The organism is Sphingobacterium lactis (assembly GCF_051951495.1).
GTDB classification, from domain to species: Bacteria; Bacteroidota; Bacteroidia; order Sphingobacteriales; family Sphingobacteriaceae; genus Sphingobacterium; species Sphingobacterium lactis_A.
Genome location: NZ_JBNHAS010000001.1, coordinates 239,872 through 257,487 on the forward strand (window position 1 = coordinate 239,872; position 17,616 = coordinate 257,487).

The following is a 17,616-nucleotide window of genomic DNA, read 5'->3' on the forward strand; positions in this document are numbered from 1 at the left end:
TATGAATTAACCATAGCGAAAACTATACCATTGGTATGATTGAATTAAATATAATTATTATAAATTTGGTTTATTGAAAACAATAGGAATTCATTTAATCCAAACCGATTCTTATTATTATTAGTCGAATCTTAAATTATTAACCAAGAAATGAGTACAAAGAAAACTGTTTTTATAGATTTAGATGGTGTTATAGTTGATTTATTGGGTCAACTAAAATATGAAATTGCTAGTTCGGAGGTTGTTTATGAGGATGAAACAGATCTCATTGATGTATCTGAAACGATATTTCTAAATGCACCCCCAATTCCACATGCAATTGAAGCTGTCACCGAATTAGAAAAACATTATGATGTTTTTATTTTGTCTACAGCACCATGGCATAATATTCATTCTTGGTCCCAAAAACGTATTTGGGTAGAAAATAATCTGCCTTCTATGTATAAGCGACTAATTTTAACCCATCACAAACATCAATTGATCGGAGACTTCCTAATCGACGATCGTTTAAAGAATGGAGCAGCTGAATTTAAAGGGGAACATATCCATATTTTTACGGAGAAATATCCTACTTGGCAAAGTGTTTTGGATCGTTTGATACCGTAGAATTTTATCTGTTTTTACTAGGGTTAAGGGTTATAAATTTTAATTGCTAACCCTTTATTTCATATATTTAAATAAATCTAAATTTTAGTTTATGGACTTTTTAATCGCGATTGCTCTAATTGCCTTAGGTTTTTATCTCCTTAGAAGAAAAAGCAGGTTTGCATATGGTATTTTTGGAGCTGCTTCATATTTTCTATTTACAGCTGTATCAGATTATTTTAATTGGTTTGCTTAGGTTGTTTCTTAGAAATCCTTGTGATTTTTAAGTAGCAGTTCAAATTCTTATAAGTTCTATGATTGAATTAGATAACTTGCTCTGCTATTTACGAACAACTTTTATTAATTTCTATGGGCATATTTGTTTGGAAATTGTGAATAGCGATAAGATAAAGATGTTGAATTTTAATTAAGCAATGTATTTTATCTTTCCCAAACTATTTTAACGGCTGATATTGTTGAGAGTTCAAGACGTTCATCAAATAATACTGTAAACCCCTGTTTTACATAAAAATTCAATGGTGATCTATATGTCATACCATTGATTTTAATATCTTTTTCATGATCTATAACCCATCCATAAAGCAAGTTTTCATCCCTTTTAATTTGCTCCATTAAACTTTTACCAATATATTGTCCATGAAAGAAGCTAGATAAAATTATAGCAAACCATTTTTCTTGATCTCTTTTAAATATAGTTCCCCAACCAACGATTCGTTCTTGTATTTTGATAAGGAAATGTTTAGGACTTTCCAATGAATCCAAGTACTTTTCGAATGATGCTAAATCTGTATGCATTAAATTTATTGGATACTCACAGTTCCAAAGTTCCATAATTTGTAATTTCTCATCTTGTGTAAGTAGTTCAGTCGTTTGAAATATAAGTTTTTCCTTATTCATCTAATAGGTCCTTTTTTATTTTCGATAATTCCTTTAGCAAATTATCTAAAATCATTTGAGGATTGTTTGAAATATAAGTTTTACCGGATAGAAATTTCTCAACAACATCTAAAGCAATAGTGTATGGATCAGCTAAATCATTTGCTGTTTGTACACCTTTAGGTGTTTTACAATTTTCATGGAGAAATTTTTCTCTCATGTTTTTGGAATTCTCGCTCAACTTACCTTTAACTCTATTTGGAAGGAAAAGGCTAACTTGAATTCCTTCCTTGGATAAATCATGGTTTATTGCTTTGAAAAATCCATAAACTGCATGTTTACTTACAATGTAAGGCATCAGATTATAGGTGTCATCAAATGAGCCTAACCCAGCAGCAGATCCTGTTAGTAAAATCCTAGGCGTTTTACTCTGTTTTAGATAGGGGATAAATTGTTGTACTAAGCGATAGTTCGTTAAAAGATTGACATCGATCATCCAATATAAATTTGTAGCTTGATAGTCGGATATATTGCCTTCATCAATGGCGCCAATTGTAATAATCAAACAATCGAGAACAATTGCATTCTCTTGAAAAAACATCCTCAATTTTTCAATGGATTCTTCATTGGTGCCATCGACATACTTTGTGTTTTTATTTTCTTCAGTAAATGCGATATCAGCTCGAATAACTTTAAAACCAACCTTTTCCATTGCATCAGCTATCCCTAGCCCTATTCCACTTGCTGCACCTATAACTAAAGCTGTTTTCATAATGTATTCACCTTTTAATATATGTTAATTGGATAAGTCTAAGATACATTGTTCTCTTATTCTCCAGATTTCATCAAATGTTAAATTTACATCCGGTTTATCTTTTAGCCATTTCTTTAAGAAAACTTGATGTAGTTCAATCTTATATTCATTTATTTGATTTGGTAAGATTTCTTCCTCATAAAGCAGATAATCTAAAAATCCTTCTGAAGAAGAACCTAGCTTTGTAAAATCGAAATATTCATTTTGAAACTTGAGATATGTATGAGCTTCCGGAATATATTTCAATTTGTAATGTTCCAAGGTTTTAAGAATAGGAGGGGTGTTTATTGCATTCATTTTAAAGACTCCGATCATTAGTTCGATATCCTCCATGTTTTGTTCAATACAAAGTTGCTTTAAAACCGCATGTTTTGAACTGCAAGTCCCACATTTCTCCGTGAATATTAGTGTTAGATTTTCTTTGTCTGAGTTTCTTTTGTAGGGTAAATTTTGAATAAAAGAGCAGGCATCATGAAACGTTTGAATATCATTATCCAAGAAAGCGATCGAGATCATACCTATTGGATGGATAGTGAAATCTTTAATTTTGTTCATTATTTTTAAAAATTAAATATATTGAAAATTTGATTGTTCATGTTGAAGAGGCTAAAGCTTAAATAACTTCTTCTTGAGAAAAATTATATTTAAAAATACAACTAAATATACTAGATAAGTATAAACTCGAATTAAGCATTAATCTATCCATAATTATTAATTGAGTTGGGAAATATGCTATAATCATTGACTACCTTTACATTATGAAAAACAAACCAAAAGGCAAGCAAGAAAAAGTAGGTAATACTATAAAAGCTCGTAATAGCGATCCTAACAAGAAATTTCTTGACCATGTACAGTTGCAAGCAAAAAAGATGGCTGAACTCTTGGGAAAAGAGTCAGGTAGAAACTATATTAAAGATACGCTTAAGGACTATCCTCACTTAATCAAAACAGAGATCGAGATCTTCGATAAAGGGATACTGAAGTAATATAATCTACACTTTTAGAACAAAATAATTAGCAAGCTTTTTATATAATTAAAAAAATAAAAGGATAAAGTCCTTCAAATTGTGTAAATAAAAAATGCGCAGTCCTTCAAACTCCGCATTTTTATAACTTATACCTAGTATAAGATAGTGTTTCTGAAATTAAAGTTGGTTTAATAATTTATTAAAAAAAGGAATGTTTTTTTCATCAATATAGTTCTTGTAAAAAAAATCCGTATTCATTTGACCTTTATCTTTTGTAATATAATTTAACATAGCTATTGCACCAGATACCTTGTTGTTATTATCGAAATAAATATCAGTATTAAATGGTGTATTTAATGATGGATCAATTATTATATTATAAATAGTTCCATCTTTAGATTGAAATTGTACCTCAATACATTTTTCATTGTTATATACTTTTTCTTTTATAAAATCCAATTTATCAATTGATTCTTTAATTTTTATTGGCATGTCTCTAAATTGGAAAATATTAAAACCAACCAGTTTTGAAACATTCAACAATGATGTGTTTAAAAGTTTTGGATTAACTAAATCATCATTAAATAAATATATACTGTCATTAGACATGTTAATAACTTCAATTCTCCATAATTTTTTAATGATGGTATCTTTATGGGAATCCCCTTCTGTTTTTATAATTACATTGTTTATAAAACTGGTTTTATTAGGAAACCTAATCATATATTGCCCATATTGATATATCGTGTCCATAGAAATTTCTGATAAGAATTTGGTACTTGATATATAGGTCCAATTTTCCAATGAATCCTGTTCTCTAGCCTGACAAAAGTTTGTTATTAGAAGGAAACCATAAAAAAACAGCTGTTTTATATTGAAAATTTTAGATTTTATTCTCATCAGGATTATTTTTGCAAGAATTAAACGAACATACTATCACGAAAGTAATCATAGCAATGAAATTGTTTTCTTATTCGTAATTGTGAATAGTTTAATGTGATTTATTAGCAATAATAGAGTTCTTTTATTAGCAAATAATGAAATTTTTATTATGAGATTATTAATTGGTATTTACTCAATAGGTAGTGTAAATAAAGCCCATCTATTTTAAAGATTTATAAGTAAAAATACACTAACTTTTAATGAAATCTAGATAATAACTCCCCTACATAAATTGGATTATCTAATTCATCGCTAGGGTCTTGATTATATCCTAAATTAAACTGTTCAATCGGTTCTATTAACTCTTCATTAGTAATCCACTCGATATCCTTGAATGATTTCGAAACTGAATTAAAATATATTTGATCAACAATTTTATTTTCCCCAGGATTAATATGTTTTTTTGATGAATTGGAGAATTCGTAGAATAAAAAGTATTTAAAAATGCTAATACAACAAAAGTATTTTGTTTGGTCAATTATAACTTCGTAACACAAACATCTATCTTCAACATTGGTTAAGATTAATTGAAATTGATTATATTCGGTTAGCAATATCCTAATTATATCTCACTATGGAAAACGATCAAATTAAGCTGCCGTATTTTACAATTGATGGTCAAGCGTATGCTATTCAAGAAAAGAAAACGAATTGGGTAATTGGAGAGTCAAGCAAAACCTTATATACAGAGATTAGTATTCACAGCCAGGATATTGAGTCAGATAAGAAGAAAGGCTTGCTGGATGATTATTCGGATAATGGAGAAATATCATTTAATTTTGAGGCTTCTAAAATATATAAGGATGGAGTTCCCACTGGAATATGTTCCTATTCGGAGGATAAAAATCCTGAGGATTACACCTATTTTCGTAAGAATGGACTAGACTATTTGCTTTATTTTTTTGGAACTATTGAATATAAAGAGGGTTGGGTTCTAATTGAAGGGGAATTAAAAAACAGATATGGTGAAGATTCTCCAAAATTCTCAATAAAAGCAGCATTGGAATTTAATCTAGCAAGCTTGGATTGGAATAACTATAAATTTAAGAGCTTAGAAGAAACCGAAGGTTCATATCCTCATATCATACGACTTTTGGAAATCACAAATCCAACATTCATTACCTTGCCCGAAGCAATTTATTCATTTGTAAATTTGGAATATCTGACTATTCAAAGAATAGGGAACTATGGGGATAATGATAAATTGCCATTTAATGATTTTGGAGAACGAATCGCTGAATTAAAAAACTTAAAACAGATAACCGTTAATCAAGCAGCCATTAACTCTCTTCCTAAATCCTTTTCCAATTTAATTCAATTGGATCGTCTGAGTATTATTGATTGTGAGCTAGCCAACCTTCCTGATGAAATCTGGAAAATGCCTAGACTGGAGTATGTTTTGTTAGGGAAGAATAAGATCGAACATATTCCAGATCAGATTCAGATGCCTAGCTTAGTTTATTTAAATATCGAAAATAATCTTCTTAAAACTCTTCCAGAATCGCTACTTCAACTGCCTAAACTGACGACCATTAAGGCAAGTCTAAATCCCTTGGAAGAACTTCCTGGTGCGTATAATTCCTTTAAAGGTTTAGAATTGACCATGCAGGAGAAAAAACGACTGCTAGATACAACATATCCTGGGGCCGACGGAAAAGGAACGGTCAAATGGGATGAATCGATGTATTTAGCGGAAAATGATCAACTTTTGATTTCACCAGTAGAGAAAATCATTGTTACGAATGAGTTATCTGAATACAAAGAGGCATTAATTTCCTTGGTTAAGCGAAGTGTAGGATTTAATCTTACCACAGAAGAAGATTATGCTGCACTGGGCAACAATCGATTTGGTGGGAAACCAGATTTACCAGAAAGCATTCCTTATCCCACTTTTTTTTCTGATTATAGAAACCAGGAATTTAACTATGAATTTATTGCACAAATTAATTGTGAAGAGATTGCAGAAATCCAGGATTATTTACCACGTACAGGGAGTTTGTTTTTCTTTTTCAAGAGTTTTCAGTTTTTTGGTTCTGAGGATCAGGATATCGGAAAGATAATCTATGTAGAAGACAATAAGAATCTGGCTTCTGGGGATAGGTTTAATTTTAAGGAGGAAGATTTCTTTGAATTGATGGATGGAGAATACCAAGCCAATAAAGCAGATGCATTTCTAACGGTTTCTGCTCCTTCTTTTTATGCCAGTTATGTCAATAATTATCTTTTTGAAGGGAAAGCGGAATCTTTAAAGGATCAAGAGGATTTTACCTATGACCTGTATGATCCATTTGAAAAGCCAGTGCAGGAGCTACATGGGTTTGACCATGCAATGAATGCCTATGCATTTACGCAACATGAATCTCCTGAATTACAAGCGGTTTTGACTTGCAAAGGTGATCCTCAGGATTGGGTTATTTTGTTATTAGTAGGTTCTAAGGGAAATTTTCAATGGGGAGATGCCGGTGAACTGTTTTTTGTAATTCATAAAAGTGATTTGGCAAAAAGAGACTTTACTAAGGTTTTTGTGACTATGGAAAGTAGTTAGGAAAGAAGAAAATGTATTGATGGCAATTAATAGTATCACAATTTGGCTTGTGTCTTAAATTACATTCTCTATTTCTTATTCAATGATCTTACAATTGAATAAATAGCAAGAGTTATAATTAATAGAATACCAATAATAAGCATTTCGTTGGTGCCGATAAATGTTAAGTTCATATCTATTTATAATTGGTTTATTCAAATATACTAATTATAAATTATAATTATAATTTATAATTATAATCTTCGCTTTAAAGTCATGCTCATTAGCTAAGTCTATCATGTTCTTAGTTCCTTTGCTTTCTCCATCCCAAATAGCTATAAGGTGAGTTGAGTATTCAGCCATTTGCTTATTGCGCAAGTACCCTGCTTTCTTTCCTTGTGACCAATCCGCAGGAAATTGTTTAATCGGTATTCCGTTGCATTGTGCAAAGCTTCACTTAAGATAGCAGCCTCTTTTGTTGTTCAGAAACTATTTCAATATCGCTGTAACTTATCGTGAGTAGCAGTCTTTCAATTCGACTGAATATTTTTTCGTCTTTCTCGAATATGTACGGCTTCTATTCTTTTATGTTTTATAAGTAGAAGTACACTAACTTTTAATGAAATCTAGATAATAAATCCCCTACATAAATTGGATTATCTAATTCATCGCAAGGGTCTTGATTGTATTCTGAATTAAATTGTTCAATCGGTTCTATTAACTCTTCATTAGTAATCCACTCTATATCCTTGAATGATTTCGAAACTGAATTAAAATATATTTGATCAACAATTTTATTTTCCCCAGGATTAATATGTTTTTTAGATGAATTGGAGAATTCGTAGAATAAAAAGTAATTAAAAATACTAATACAACAAAAGTATTTTGTTTGGTCAATTATAACTTCGTAACACAAGCATCTATCTTCATCAATAAAATATGAAACTTTAGAAATCTTATATTCAGGGAAATTTGATTTAAATAATTCAATAAATTTCTTTTCACCATCAGGATTTTGGCTTATAAATAAATTGGATTGAATTTTAATTTTTTCTTGTTTCTCTGTGGGATCTAACCAAAAAAATCTCCAATCAAAGTAATTGGTAATAATGAATTTTATTTTATCTCGCATAGTCATTTTTTTACGGGCAATTTCCATTGTATGCATCACCTACAGCTTAAATCACTAAAGTTAATAGTTCCTTTACACAATTTATTATGAAATAATGGTTGTTATTCTGGATATATAATAATTTCTATCCTCACTTCTTCAAAGTGAGGATAGAGATTTTCGATGAAGGGTTAATGAAGTAATATAATCCGCACTTTTAGAATACAGTGATTAGCCAAGGTAATCGCTCAGCTCTTAAAAAATTAGTTTGGAAATTGACTTATTGTAATGAAGCTTGAGAGCCTATTTCATTTATTTCATTAAACAGAATTCCTTTAAACTGGATTTTATCTAATTCTCTTTTTTTAAATTCACTTAATATCTTTTTTGTTACTTCAATAGAGTTTCCAACTCTAACTAAGCCAGTCGAGCCAATAGGTATTATTGAAGAATTATTTTCATTCTTATTGTCCATTCTTAAATTTAAAAAGGTCATCAATGTTCATTGGATTTGAGCTGAACTTTTCGCCAACCGTTGTCCCGACAAATGCTGTTAATGTTACATCTTGTCCAACAAAATGTTTCATTTGGTCAAGGAATCCTTGTTTCAAATTATACATTATTTGATATTGTTCTCCGTATTCCATTCGTTTTGGAAAACTTACTGGCGTAACTGCATCCATTAGTTGAAATGTGTCTGCCGTTCCGTGAAGTGGCTGACTAATTTTGAAGTATGGTGGTCCAAAGTATCTATAGTCCTTAACTGTGTTTGTTACTGTTACTCCAATCATTATCCCTGTCATTCCATAAAACTCGCTTACTTGTAAATATGTAGAAAGATAAACTTGCCCTTTAGGTTCCTCTTTTTCTGGAACTGGAACATTTGCCTCGCTACCTAACTTCTGTAAAATTTTATTTGCTAGTTCTTCGGGTGACATGTTGCTAATGTCAAGATAACCAAGTGTAGAACGAATGCCATCAAGTTCTGTTTTGTCGAACCTAACAGGCAAAATATATTCTTCTTTGTTTTCAATTGCACGGGCTATTGCTGTCCTAACTTCGTAATTTGTCCAAATCTTCTGCTCATAATGAACCGAAATGAACGGAACAAAGTATTTTGATTGCCGTCTGTAAACATAGTCAAAGTGAATACCTAGGTCTTTGCCCCATAGGTCAACTTCTTCAAACTTATCGTAGAAAACACGTACACCTTTGTCTTTGAGGATTTGAGCTACCTTGTCAACGTATTCTCTGTCTTCACCTGCAAATGATAAGGCAATGTCGTATTTGTAGTCCATTAGAATTTGGTTTTAAATTCATTTAGTTCTTGGATGTTTCTTATTGAATGAAGAGTGTCTGGTTGAGCATTTGAATATCTTCTTTCAATAACAATTACATTCCCATTTGCAATTTCTGCCTGCATAAAACTGAACAGGTCGTTTAAGATGTTCGTAAGTCCATACGAGTGTAGGTCTTCAAATGTCGTAAGATCAAATCTGATTACTTGCATATTGGTGTCTTTTTAAAATGGCTTATAACGTTTTGGGTATTGCCGAAGGCGGGGATTTTTAGCACTAAAGTTCAATCGAAGAACGAATGTTGAACCTTGCTCAAATGTCCAATCGAAGCCGTTCAGCCCCGCTTTTGGCAATACCTTGTTGGCGGTAGTGCTTCTTTTCAGAACGGCAAAGTTGCTTGTCCTTCATACTTATTTTTTGTTTTAGTTGATTTTGATTTTGTTGTTTTATTCTTACTTGTATTAATCTCCTTGTCTTTTTTTCCTTCTTCAAAAGTTGGTTCACTTACATTAGGCTGTTCGCTTTCTATTTTGGAATATTCCTTTTCTTTTTGTGTCCAATTTTTCAGATTTTCAATTTCAAAATATCTTGTTGATTTTTTAATTGTTGAAATAAATGTTTCTCGTTCATCAATTGTGTCAATTTTTTGTCCAAAGAGTGTGAAATTTGGAATATTTAAAGGCTCAACTACGAACATTTCATAACTGTATCTTTTTTCATTGTAAAACTGTCTTAGCTCCATAAGAAGTCGTCCTAAAGCATTTGTGCCTTTAAGAATGTTCTCATCTTGTTTGTCTCTTATTGCACCCCAAAAATCATCTTTACTACTATCTTCAACTATGGGCTTATCAAAAGTGCTTTCTAATAACTTACCAAACTCAAAAAAATTCTGTGCAAGTTTTACTTTCAGGCACCATCGCATTATTTTTATACGAGTATCATCCCAATCTTCTCTTGAGTTATTCCTGTATGGCTTGCCAACCATTTTTGCAGACATTGGACTTTTCTCCTTAATTATTTTCTCTTGAATGTCTGGAAGATGTGGAAATCTACAAGCCTGATATATTGCTTCAGAAGTAAGTATGTGGACGCCTTTAACTTTCAATGGAAAGCCTGATGCCATATTTGAAAGACCACCATAAAGCTCTTTTGTCTTTCTGAATACACAACACTCATTTGCGTTGTAGACTTTATGTTCGTGTTTTTTCGTTTCCATAATTAAAAAGGTAAATCATCATCAGGAGTTGTAGGATTAGCTACAAAGTTAAAATTTACAATTGGGTTACCACCCCGGCTTACCTTAAATAGTGGCGTAAACCCACCACCGGAATACCAAAATACTAATGGAGCATTATTAGGAACATTCCGCCACGTAAAACACAATGCACCAAATCCAAAATCCTTCAATGAAGGAAGTGAATACCCCAAAGCTCTCATATTAGGTATTTGGGAGTTTGCATTGTCAAGAATTTGTATTCCTTTTTGTAGGAATGCGTTCTCAACTATTTTACGATTTTCGGCTGTAGTGAAAAAGCCTTCGTTTGTCGGTAGGTCTAATGGACGATAAAATTCATTTGGCCCTGTTTTCCAACCCTTTTCATTTGCTCTTTGGTCAACACGGTTAGTAATTTCCGCTTGATATTCTTTAACTCTGTCCGTTTGTCCTTCTTCTAATGGAAATATTAAGTCAATCTTTGAGGATTGTGAAACACCATTTTCAATTTCAATTAGTCTATACATTTTGTGCTTTGACGATACATCATTAGAAATCTTATGTCGCATCTCCGCTACTTTCTTTCTGTAATTTTTTTCGTGTATAAAAACGTATGCAAATACCAATGTTGTAGAATTGTCTGCTACTGCTTGACCATTAGTTTTATTTGCCGAAAAATTTTGTTCTGACCAGTCTTTTATGTCGGAAATAAGTGTCAGTCCTGTGCAGAGTATATCGTCTATATAGATTGAGTATTTTTTTGAATTCGTTCCACAGTCAGCAAGAGAAAGTCCATATTTATCCTGAATTAACTCGTCAAACAATGATAGCATTATCCTTTGGCTCTTGCCTTCTGGTTGAAGATTTAGAAAATCAGAATTTTTCAGAAATTCATTAGCACTTTTGAAGCCGAAGTCCTTTGTCAGAACTTGAATAACTTGGTCTAAGAAATACTTAACTTTTGATTTTGAGCAATACCTTTTCTTGAAAATATTGTCAAGTTCAGTAAGAATTGGCATTCTCAAGTCATTGTCAAACTGATTAATCCAATTTCTAATACTGTCCGTTGTTATACGAACATTGGGTCTTTTCTCGTCCGCCCGATAGTCTTCTAATGTTTGATATATGTTTGTTATTAATTGCTCCATATCGCTTTCTTCATTATAGGTGATTAAATGCAAACTGATATTATTGTTCCAGTCTAAAATAATTAAGTGATTATCGCAAATAATTAAGTCCTTCAATAAATCATCATTTAAAACTATTTGAGGTATGATATTAATTTCTTTTCTCGCTATAATTTTAAGATTAATAATGTCATCTAAATTTATTGCTTGAATACATCTTGAGTAATTATACGTTTCGGAATTGCTTAGCTGATTATATGAAATAACAAGGTTTTTAAATTTTGCTCCAAAGTGGAAATCCTGTATTAATTCTAAGTCTAATTCTATAGTTTGCCTTTCGCCATTCAGTAAGTTGATAACCTTGAATGGCTGTTTATCATCATAATCATAATCAAAACCTGATGGAATTACAAAGTTGTCATTATAAAAGACACCAAAGGATAATGCATATGAACCTAATTCGTGATAAAGTAGAGAATAATCGGTTGTTCGGAAAACAAAAAGTGATTTACCTTCATATGCCGTTAGCACATAAAAATATTTTTCATCTTCAGAAATCTCAAATCTGTCAATGTTAGCCCAATAAATTTCATTGTCAATTTCAGGATGAAAATGTGTTGAAACCAAATTTTGTTCAATGTCAAAATTAAATTCAATCTCTTCTGATAAAACGTTGTAACAGATTATTCCAAGTTGGTTATCAACTAATATCAATCTGTCAGAGAATTCGATTGAAATTAAACGCCCCGAATAGTATTGTAAAAACGGAAATTTTAATGAAGCAATGAAAATTGAAGTGTAATCAATGTCACCCCATATTCCAAATGAGTTAGTTTGTTTTTTTACAAGGTCTGCAATGTCAATTTTGTGTAATCCCTTTTTTGTTATAAATGAAACTTGTACTTTAGAAAAAGTATTTCCAATGATTTTAAATTGTTGACTTACGTTGTCTATAATAATTTTATTGTCAGTATAAATAAATTGAAATCCATAGTCTGTTTCAAATAAAAATGCATCAACAGACTTGTTGTAATAAACTTGTCTTATTGGTCCAAATTCGGGCTTAATTATATTTTTTAACTCCAGTCTCACGTTCGTTTGTTGTCTTTGTTAGCATTACCGCCAACGGATCACGCGCTTGGCGCACGTGCTGGAGCATTGCTCCAAGCGCGTGTTAGAGGACAGTCCCGAAGGGTTGTACTCCGGCAAGCGCCTGATCCGTTGAGAGGGAAGCCCGGAGGGATTTCCTCTCAACATCTGTTTTAACGAAACGAATATACAAAAAGTTTCGCTTAACCAACCCTATAAACGTATTTCGTTATTTGACTTTTATTTTTATATAAGATGTTGATATATTTGTTTTTAAGAAATAAAACCGTACTAATAGCGAAACAAAATATTATCGAATACTATTTCCCTGATATGAATAGCGAAATCATACTTGAAACCTTCGAAAAGAGATTGTTGATGCAGAGATTCCCTGGCAATACCATTAGATCGTACAAGGATTACGCTAGTATATTTCTTAAACATGTCAGCCAATAACCCTCCCTTGGAGAAATTCCCCTGTCAGATATTGAGGCGTTTATAAACGAAAAAGTCCAAAAGGAGAAAATTAGTGTTTCCTATCAAAAAGGATTAGTGGGCGCAATCAAGAAGATGGACGAGCTGATATTGGACGAAAAAATCCAACTGGATTACTTATACCCGAAACGCTCCTTTTCTAAATTACCTAAATTCTTTTCAAAAGAAGAAGTAAGAAATATACTCGACAGCACTCAAAATCTAAAACACAAGGCTATTCTGATGACAATCTATAGTTGTGGACTACGTCTTAGCGAACTGTTGAATCTCAAAATCAAAGACATAAAATCTTCGGACGGAATTATCAGAATCCATCAAAGCAAAGGCAATAAAGATCGGATTGTATCATTACCAGACAAATTGCTGGCGACTTTTAGACATTATTATCAAGCATTCAAGCCAAAGGAGTACCTCTTCGAAGGTGAGAAGGGTGGCAAGTATAGCGAACGAAGTGTACAGTTGATTCTGAAAAAAGCATTGATCAAAGCAAATGTTCAGTCGGAAGGCTCTGTACATACATTGCGACATTCTTATGCCACACATTTATTCCAATCAGGTATCGATATCCGAATTGTAAAAGAGTTATTGGGTCATGAAAATATAAAAACGACTATGATCTACACTCATATCACTGACATAGACAAGCAAAAGACTCCTAGCCCTCTTGATTTTTTATAAGAATAAGATGAACTTTTCACGCTCTATAGAAACAAGCATTATGCTCCAATCATTCTTTAAGAAGGGTTATTCTTCTAGCTTAACTTAACTTTGCTTAGGTTATTGAATAATCAATATTCAGATATAATTTGTCCGAAATGTGTCCGAAAAAAAGAAAAAGCCACTGATTATCAGTGGCTTTTGTCGGGCTGGCAGGATTTAAACTATTTACTATATTTTCGGATATTTCAAAATTAGACGATTATAGAATATTATTAAATGAACTGATCAATCAAATATCTTAAACGTATTTAAGCAAAAACACCCAAAATTATCGGGTGTAATTTTGGGTGTATAATTTGTAAATTGCTGATTTACAGATTATTTTGTGGAGCCGGAGGGATTCGAACCCTTTTTCTTGCTCCTTGGTGTTTCTTAAATTCCTGATAATGATGTTTTTATCCAAAATTGGGTTAAGCTTTTTAGCTGTATTTTTGCCCATTTTGTCTGTTTTTTTGTTCGGTTTTAATTCCTTTCGGTATTATAAAAATCTCTAACAAGTTTCTTTAAAACCTTGTCTTGCTGGTCCATCTTTGCGGTAATTAATTTGATCTCGTTTTTGATGTCGGTGGTTGTGGTCAGAAGGTTTTCATCCTTTTTGTTAACCTTCATTTTTCCGGTACCGTTTATGAACCAATCAAAGGACATCCCAAGCTTGCTGTTCAATACCTTAAGATCATCGATGCTGATCGTACGATCTCCGTTCTCTGCACGGCTCACCCAAGATTCTGTTTTGCCCAATAGTTCCCCGAACTCCGATTGGGTCAGGTTCTCCGCTCGCCTGAAGGACTTGAATCGTTTTGCTTCATCAGTTATTATTTTTTTCATCATTATCAATTTTTACATCTATTTTATTTCCTACTTTTTTGACGAGATCCTTTACAAGATCATCCTCGGTTATTCTTTTCTCGATCTTATGGCTGATTATCGAAATTCCATGATCTTTCATGTTAGGCTCTTTCTTCTTTTTCAAAACCTATCGTTTTTGGTGAACGTCTACTATATTGAAGATCTGATAAACATCCTTTAAATTGACCTCAATGTTTGGATAGAGATCTTTGTTCTCGTTTAAAGAATGAAGGGTAAGGATTCCCTGTTCGGTATCATGGAGAATAATTCTTTTGATCAATATTCCATCCTTATGTACGACGACATAGTCGGAAAACTTGTGCGTATGGAGTTTATAGTTCCAATGCTCCTTTCTGACCTCTCGTCCGGTTACGATGTTGCCATCGTATATGTTGTCCTTCATTAAATCTTTATCGGTAGTTGTCATGCTGTCCCCAACAGCACGAAAGGATTGATAATTTCCTTTATGGTATTTGTTCACAATTATGGAATGTTTAGGTAGTTCTTCAATAAACTCAGGATCTTTATAGCCCGAAAGATATCCAGCGTATGCATATTCTTCCACCAAAGGAGTAATCATGAGTTTTTGGCCATCGTCAAGATCGATGAATTTATTTGTCGTATCGTCTTCCTCTACGTTTGAAAATCCGGTCAGCTGCTTAGCGTTCGTACCGTCCAGCATTTCACCTTTACCGCTGTTTAACCAATCCATGTTTATGTTAAAGGCTTTGTTCATTGCCATTAATATACCTGGAGAGATATTGCGTTTGTTATTTTCTATTGCCGAAATAAGTGACTGTTTAATCCCTGTCTTTTCGGCAAGCGCTCCTTGCGTTAATTTAAAATGAGTTCTGATTTCTTTCAATCGCTCACTAAAATTATTCTCTTGATTTTCAGCCATTTAAAGTTTTGTTAATAACATTTGATATAAAAAGTTATAAAATATCACAAATGTTATATTATATTTGTGCTAATAATTGATAGCAAAAATAACAAAAGATATGCCAATCACCACTATTAGATTAAAGGAAAGTGTCTTGAACCATCTTAAAGATGACAATAAGATTAAGACAATGTTATCATTCAATCTTAACAAAAGTTATCCTACGATTACAAAATGGATTCGGGAAGATAGCGATCAATTAACGCTAGCAAGTGCATTGAAGACTATTAGTGAATACTTGAATATTCCGGTTGATGAATTGACTGAATGCAGAAATATTAATTAAAAAAGGCCCGACACTGGAACTGTCAAGCCTAAAAATAATTTTTTCTTTATGAACACAAATTTAACAAATCAGATTGAATTAAGAAAACTCACCTTTGGTGACTTAGTTCAGAATTTAGGTCATGGTAGTTTCGGAAACTATTATTTACCTACTCCGAGCGACTTGTGTACTACTGTTAACAGTGAGGTTGCATTTGAAGCTTGGAAAAGCAAAACTTTGCTCAAATATCCAAAGGCAACTGTAACGTTAAATCCGAATGCTCCATGGTATGCGAAAATCAAAATGAACGATCAAGCTTTCAAGTATGATCAGCAGATCTACATTGCGACCAAAGCAAGAATTCTTCAAAGTGAGGGCTATTGATATGAGAATCGTTCACATTAAGGGGGAGACCAATGTTCTTTCAAATACAAGCCGAAGGATGAAAATGGAAGCTTTTAAAGCGGACTTCATCAGAAAGCACAATCAGAAATTTATCAAGCAAAAAAATGTTGCTGGCTAATATCATTCTGGTCCTCATGTTTTCATTTAAGTTGATAATCATTGTTTCACTTATTAAAACCAATTTGCAATGCATCAAGAAGAAGAACACAATAAAAGAAGAGCGCAAAGCGGGTTAAGAAAAAAGTTTTCAAGCATTTCCGATCAACATAAGTTCATGAAATGGCTCGAAGGAATTAAACAGGAAAGGCTTCTTGTTCAAGCGAAGCTTATTCTATTAGAAAATCAATAAAATACTTTATAATGTCAAATCAAACAGAAAATCTAGTCGTTGTCCTAAAGTCAGCGAAACCGGCTGAAATTGTCGAAATTCCAGCCGTCAAAGATAAGTTCATTGCCATGCACAATGCGATTCATGGCACCGATAAAGGAGAGCTTATTTATCATAAAGAATCGTTCAACTTCAAAAAGCAGATCGCTGAAAGCCCTGCTTTGCGTGAATGTTCTCCGATATCCTTGTATGGAGTATTCCTTGATATCAATGTCAATGGACTGACTTTAGAACAGGGGAGTAAACCCGATTGCTATATCATTCCAAGAAGCCACAAGACTGGACAGAAAAATGCTCAAGGTCAGGACATCTACGAAAAACGTGCTTCTTTGCAAGTGTCACCCTATGGAGAGCTTAAACTTCGTATGCGTGCCGGTCAAATCAAGTATGCAGATAATCCTGTAATTGTTTATGAATGTGATAAGTTCGTAATTGGGTTAAATGATCGTGGAAAGCAAGTTGTTAAAGATTATGAGCGCAATACCTCCCGTCCTAAAGATGCAAAGATTGTTGCGTGTTTTGTGCGGATTGAGCGTCCTGATGGAACATTTGAAATGCCTTACCTCGATCAAGATGATATCGAAAGATTGAAAGGTTATTCCGCTAGACAGAATTACAATAAACCGAATGCCCTCTATACCTCTAACAACGGTCAGATCGATACAGGCTTTCTTGCTGCCAAAACTATTAAGCATGCTTTTGCTACCTATCCGAAAGTTCCAACTGGAAAATTTAGCACACTTGAGCAAGAATTCAATCATCAAGAAATTGATTACGGTTTAGATCCTGAATCATACGCTGCTGGTGCAACTGAAGATATTTCCCATGAAGAAGTTCAAGATGAACCTGCTTTCGATGAATTCGATCAAGCGATTGAAGATTCTCAAGATGCTGAAATGATCGAGACCGTAACGATGGAAGATGATGACGATGAACCAATTTTTTAATCAAAATATTGTCGTTTAGTCAAGTTTGTCAAATAAAAT

20 protein-coding genes are annotated in these 17,616 nt (G+C 32.7%); 7 read left to right on the plus strand and 13 right to left on the minus strand.

The features are described from left to right. Positions 1-150: 150 nt before the first annotated feature. Entirely contained in the window at positions 151-606 is a 456-nt protein-coding gene (locus ACP6L2_RS00945) for a 5' nucleotidase, NT5C type (protein WP_440507440.1), read from the plus strand. A gap of 420 nt (positions 607-1,026) precedes the next feature. Here the strand turns inward: ACP6L2_RS00945 and ACP6L2_RS00950 are convergent, their stop codons facing one another. From ACP6L2_RS00950 to ACP6L2_RS00960, 3 genes are read right to left on the minus strand one after another with little or no spacing between them, the layout of a single operon-like run. After that, positions 1,027-1,503 (minus strand): GNAT family N-acetyltransferase, encoded by a 477-nt coding sequence (locus tag ACP6L2_RS00950; RefSeq protein WP_440507441.1) that lies wholly within the window; start codon positions 1,501-1,503, stop codon positions 1,027-1,029. Continuing rightward, positions 1,496-2,254 carry an SDR family oxidoreductase gene (locus ACP6L2_RS00955; RefSeq protein WP_440507442.1) on the minus strand — a complete coding sequence of 253 codons (759 nt, stop codon included), beginning with the start codon at positions 2,252-2,254 and terminating at the stop codon, positions 1,496-1,498. The genes ACP6L2_RS00950 and ACP6L2_RS00955 overlap by 8 nt, the downstream gene beginning before the upstream one ends. A gap of 24 nt (positions 2,255-2,278) precedes the next feature. Further along, positions 2,279-2,851, minus strand: a complete 573-nt coding sequence (locus ACP6L2_RS00960) for a hypothetical protein (RefSeq protein ID WP_440507443.1) — start codon at positions 2,849-2,851, stop codon at positions 2,279-2,281. A gap of 203 nt (positions 2,852-3,054) precedes the next feature. Here ACP6L2_RS00960 and ACP6L2_RS00965 point away from each other — a divergent pair, with 203 nt between their 5' ends. Continuing rightward, the gene (locus ACP6L2_RS00965; RefSeq protein WP_440507444.1) at positions 3,055-3,282 is read left to right on the plus strand and encodes a hypothetical protein; all 228 of its coding nucleotides are present in this window, start codon (positions 3,055-3,057) and stop codon (positions 3,280-3,282) included. A gap of 159 nt (positions 3,283-3,441) precedes the next feature. Here ACP6L2_RS00965 and ACP6L2_RS00970 read toward each other — a convergent pair whose 3' ends face one another. Next, positions 3,442-4,164 (minus strand): hypothetical protein, encoded by a 723-nt coding sequence (locus ACP6L2_RS00970; protein ID WP_440507445.1) that lies wholly within the window; start codon positions 4,162-4,164, stop codon positions 3,442-3,444. Positions 4,165-4,780: 616 nt separating this feature from the next. Here ACP6L2_RS00970 and ACP6L2_RS00975 point away from each other — a divergent pair. Beyond that, on the plus strand, positions 4,781-6,751 hold the full coding sequence (locus ACP6L2_RS00975; protein WP_440507446.1) for a DUF1963 domain-containing protein: 1,971 nt from the start codon (positions 4,781-4,783) through the stop codon (positions 6,749-6,751). Positions 6,752-7,346: 595 nt separating this feature from the next. Here ACP6L2_RS00975 and ACP6L2_RS00980 read toward each other — a convergent pair. The 6 genes from ACP6L2_RS00980 to ACP6L2_RS01005 form a co-directional block, all read right to left on the minus strand. Beyond that, complete coding sequence (locus ACP6L2_RS00980) at positions 7,347-7,889, minus strand: hypothetical protein (protein ID WP_440507447.1); 543 nt, start codon at positions 7,887-7,889, stop codon at positions 7,347-7,349. 232 nt (positions 7,890-8,121) lie between these two features. Further along, on the minus strand, positions 8,122-8,316 hold the full coding sequence (locus ACP6L2_RS00985) for a hypothetical protein (RefSeq protein WP_440507448.1): 195 nt from the start codon (positions 8,314-8,316) through the stop codon (positions 8,122-8,124). Beyond that, positions 8,306-9,139 carry a toll/interleukin-1 receptor domain-containing protein gene (locus ACP6L2_RS00990; protein WP_440507449.1) on the minus strand — a complete coding sequence of 278 codons (834 nt, stop codon included), beginning with the start codon at positions 9,137-9,139 and terminating at the stop codon, positions 8,306-8,308. Before ACP6L2_RS00990 ends, ACP6L2_RS00985 begins: the two co-directional genes overlap by 11 nt. Further along, positions 9,139-9,351: a hypothetical protein gene (locus ACP6L2_RS00995; protein ID WP_440507450.1), complete on the minus strand. Its 213-nt coding sequence runs from the start codon at positions 9,349-9,351 to the stop codon at positions 9,139-9,141. The genes ACP6L2_RS00990 and ACP6L2_RS00995 overlap by 1 nt, the downstream gene beginning before the upstream one ends. A gap of 167 nt (positions 9,352-9,518) precedes the next feature. Beyond that, a complete protein-coding gene (locus tag ACP6L2_RS01000; RefSeq protein ID WP_440507451.1) occupies positions 9,519-10,355 on the minus strand; it encodes an NADAR family protein in 837 nt (278 codons plus the stop codon). A gap of 2 nt (positions 10,356-10,357) precedes the next feature. Continuing rightward, a complete protein-coding gene (locus ACP6L2_RS01005) occupies positions 10,358-12,571 on the minus strand; it encodes a phosphoribosyltransferase-like protein (protein ID WP_440507452.1) in 2,214 nt (737 codons plus the stop codon). A gap of 567 nt (positions 12,572-13,138) precedes the next feature. Between ACP6L2_RS01005 and ACP6L2_RS01010 the strand changes: the two genes are divergently transcribed. Next, positions 13,139-13,741, plus strand: coding sequence for a tyrosine-type recombinase/integrase (locus ACP6L2_RS01010; protein ID WP_440507453.1), 603 nt, complete (start codon positions 13,139-13,141; stop codon positions 13,739-13,741). Positions 13,742-14,245: 504 nt separating this feature from the next. Here the strand turns inward: ACP6L2_RS01010 and ACP6L2_RS01015 are convergent. From ACP6L2_RS01015 to ACP6L2_RS01025, 3 genes are read right to left on the minus strand one after another with little or no spacing between them, the layout of a single operon-like run. Continuing rightward, positions 14,246-14,608, minus strand: coding sequence for a helix-turn-helix domain-containing protein (locus tag ACP6L2_RS01015; RefSeq protein WP_440507454.1), 363 nt, complete (start codon positions 14,606-14,608; stop codon positions 14,246-14,248). Continuing rightward, a complete protein-coding gene (locus tag ACP6L2_RS01020; protein WP_440507455.1) occupies positions 14,589-14,753 on the minus strand; it encodes a hypothetical protein in 165 nt (54 codons plus the stop codon). Before ACP6L2_RS01020 ends, ACP6L2_RS01015 begins: the two co-directional genes overlap by 20 nt. Before the next feature lie 3 nt (positions 14,754-14,756). Continuing rightward, a complete protein-coding gene (locus tag ACP6L2_RS01025) occupies positions 14,757-15,530 on the minus strand; it encodes an XRE family transcriptional regulator (RefSeq protein ID WP_440507456.1) in 774 nt (257 codons plus the stop codon). Positions 15,531-15,906: 376 nt separating this feature from the next. On the opposite strand from ACP6L2_RS01025, the gene ACP6L2_RS01030 reads away from it, so the two are divergent. The 3 genes from ACP6L2_RS01030 (at position 15,907) to ACP6L2_RS01040 (ending at position 17,577) form a co-directional block, all read left to right on the plus strand. Next, positions 15,907-16,221, plus strand: a complete 315-nt coding sequence (locus ACP6L2_RS01030; RefSeq protein ID WP_440507457.1) for a hypothetical protein — start codon at positions 15,907-15,909, stop codon at positions 16,219-16,221. Between the two features lie 208 nt (positions 16,222-16,429). Beyond that, positions 16,430-16,591 carry a hypothetical protein gene (locus ACP6L2_RS01035; protein WP_440507458.1) on the plus strand — a complete coding sequence of 54 codons (162 nt, stop codon included), beginning with the start codon at positions 16,430-16,432 and terminating at the stop codon, positions 16,589-16,591. 11 nt (positions 16,592-16,602) lie between these two features. Next, positions 16,603-17,577 (plus strand): recombinase RecT, encoded by a 975-nt coding sequence (locus ACP6L2_RS01040; protein WP_440507459.1) that lies wholly within the window; start codon positions 16,603-16,605, stop codon positions 17,575-17,577. The last annotated feature ends 39 nt before the right edge of the window (positions 17,578-17,616 follow it).

Coding starts and splice junctions, on each gene's coding strand:
- ACP6L2_RS00945 (WP_440507440.1), top strand. CDS start 151: ATGAGTACAAAGAAAACTGTTTTTATAGATTTAGATGGTGTTATAGTT.
- ACP6L2_RS00950 (WP_440507441.1), bottom strand. CDS start 1,503: ATGAATAAGGAAAAACTTATATTTCAAACGACTGAACTACTTACACAA.
- ACP6L2_RS00955 (WP_440507442.1), bottom strand. CDS start 2,254: ATGAAAACAGCTTTAGTTATAGGTGCAGCAAGTGGAATAGGGCTAGGG.
- ACP6L2_RS00960 (WP_440507443.1), bottom strand. CDS start 2,851: ATGAACAAAATTAAAGATTTCACTATCCATCCAATAGGTATGATCTCG.
- ACP6L2_RS00965 (WP_440507444.1), top strand. CDS start 3,055: ATGAAAAACAAACCAAAAGGCAAGCAAGAAAAAGTAGGTAATACTATA.
- ACP6L2_RS00970 (WP_440507445.1), bottom strand. CDS start 4,164: ATGAGAATAAAATCTAAAATTTTCAATATAAAACAGCTGTTTTTTTAT.
- ACP6L2_RS00975 (WP_440507446.1), top strand. CDS start 4,781: ATGGAAAACGATCAAATTAAGCTGCCGTATTTTACAATTGATGGTCAA.
- ACP6L2_RS00980 (WP_440507447.1), bottom strand. CDS start 7,889: ATGGAAATTGCCCGTAAAAAAATGACTATGCGAGATAAAATAAAATTC.
- ACP6L2_RS00985 (WP_440507448.1), bottom strand. CDS start 8,316: ATGGACAATAAGAATGAAAATAATTCTTCAATAATACCTATTGGCTCG.
- ACP6L2_RS00990 (WP_440507449.1), bottom strand. CDS start 9,139: ATGGACTACAAATACGACATTGCCTTATCATTTGCAGGTGAAGACAGA.
- ACP6L2_RS00995 (WP_440507450.1), bottom strand. CDS start 9,351: ATGCAAGTAATCAGATTTGATCTTACGACATTTGAAGACCTACACTCG.
- ACP6L2_RS01000 (WP_440507451.1), bottom strand. CDS start 10,355: ATGGAAACGAAAAAACACGAACATAAAGTCTACAACGCAAATGAGTGT.
- ACP6L2_RS01010 (WP_440507453.1), top strand. CDS start 13,139: ATGGACGAGCTGATATTGGACGAAAAAATCCAACTGGATTACTTATAC.
- ACP6L2_RS01015 (WP_440507454.1), bottom strand. CDS start 14,608: ATGAAAAAAATAATAACTGATGAAGCAAAACGATTCAAGTCCTTCAGG.
- ACP6L2_RS01025 (WP_440507456.1), bottom strand. CDS start 15,530: ATGGCTGAAAATCAAGAGAATAATTTTAGTGAGCGATTGAAAGAAATC.
- ACP6L2_RS01030 (WP_440507457.1), top strand. CDS start 15,907: ATGAACACAAATTTAACAAATCAGATTGAATTAAGAAAACTCACCTTT.
- ACP6L2_RS01035 (WP_440507458.1), top strand. CDS start 16,430: ATGCATCAAGAAGAAGAACACAATAAAAGAAGAGCGCAAAGCGGGTTA.
- ACP6L2_RS01040 (WP_440507459.1), top strand. CDS start 16,603: ATGTCAAATCAAACAGAAAATCTAGTCGTTGTCCTAAAGTCAGCGAAA.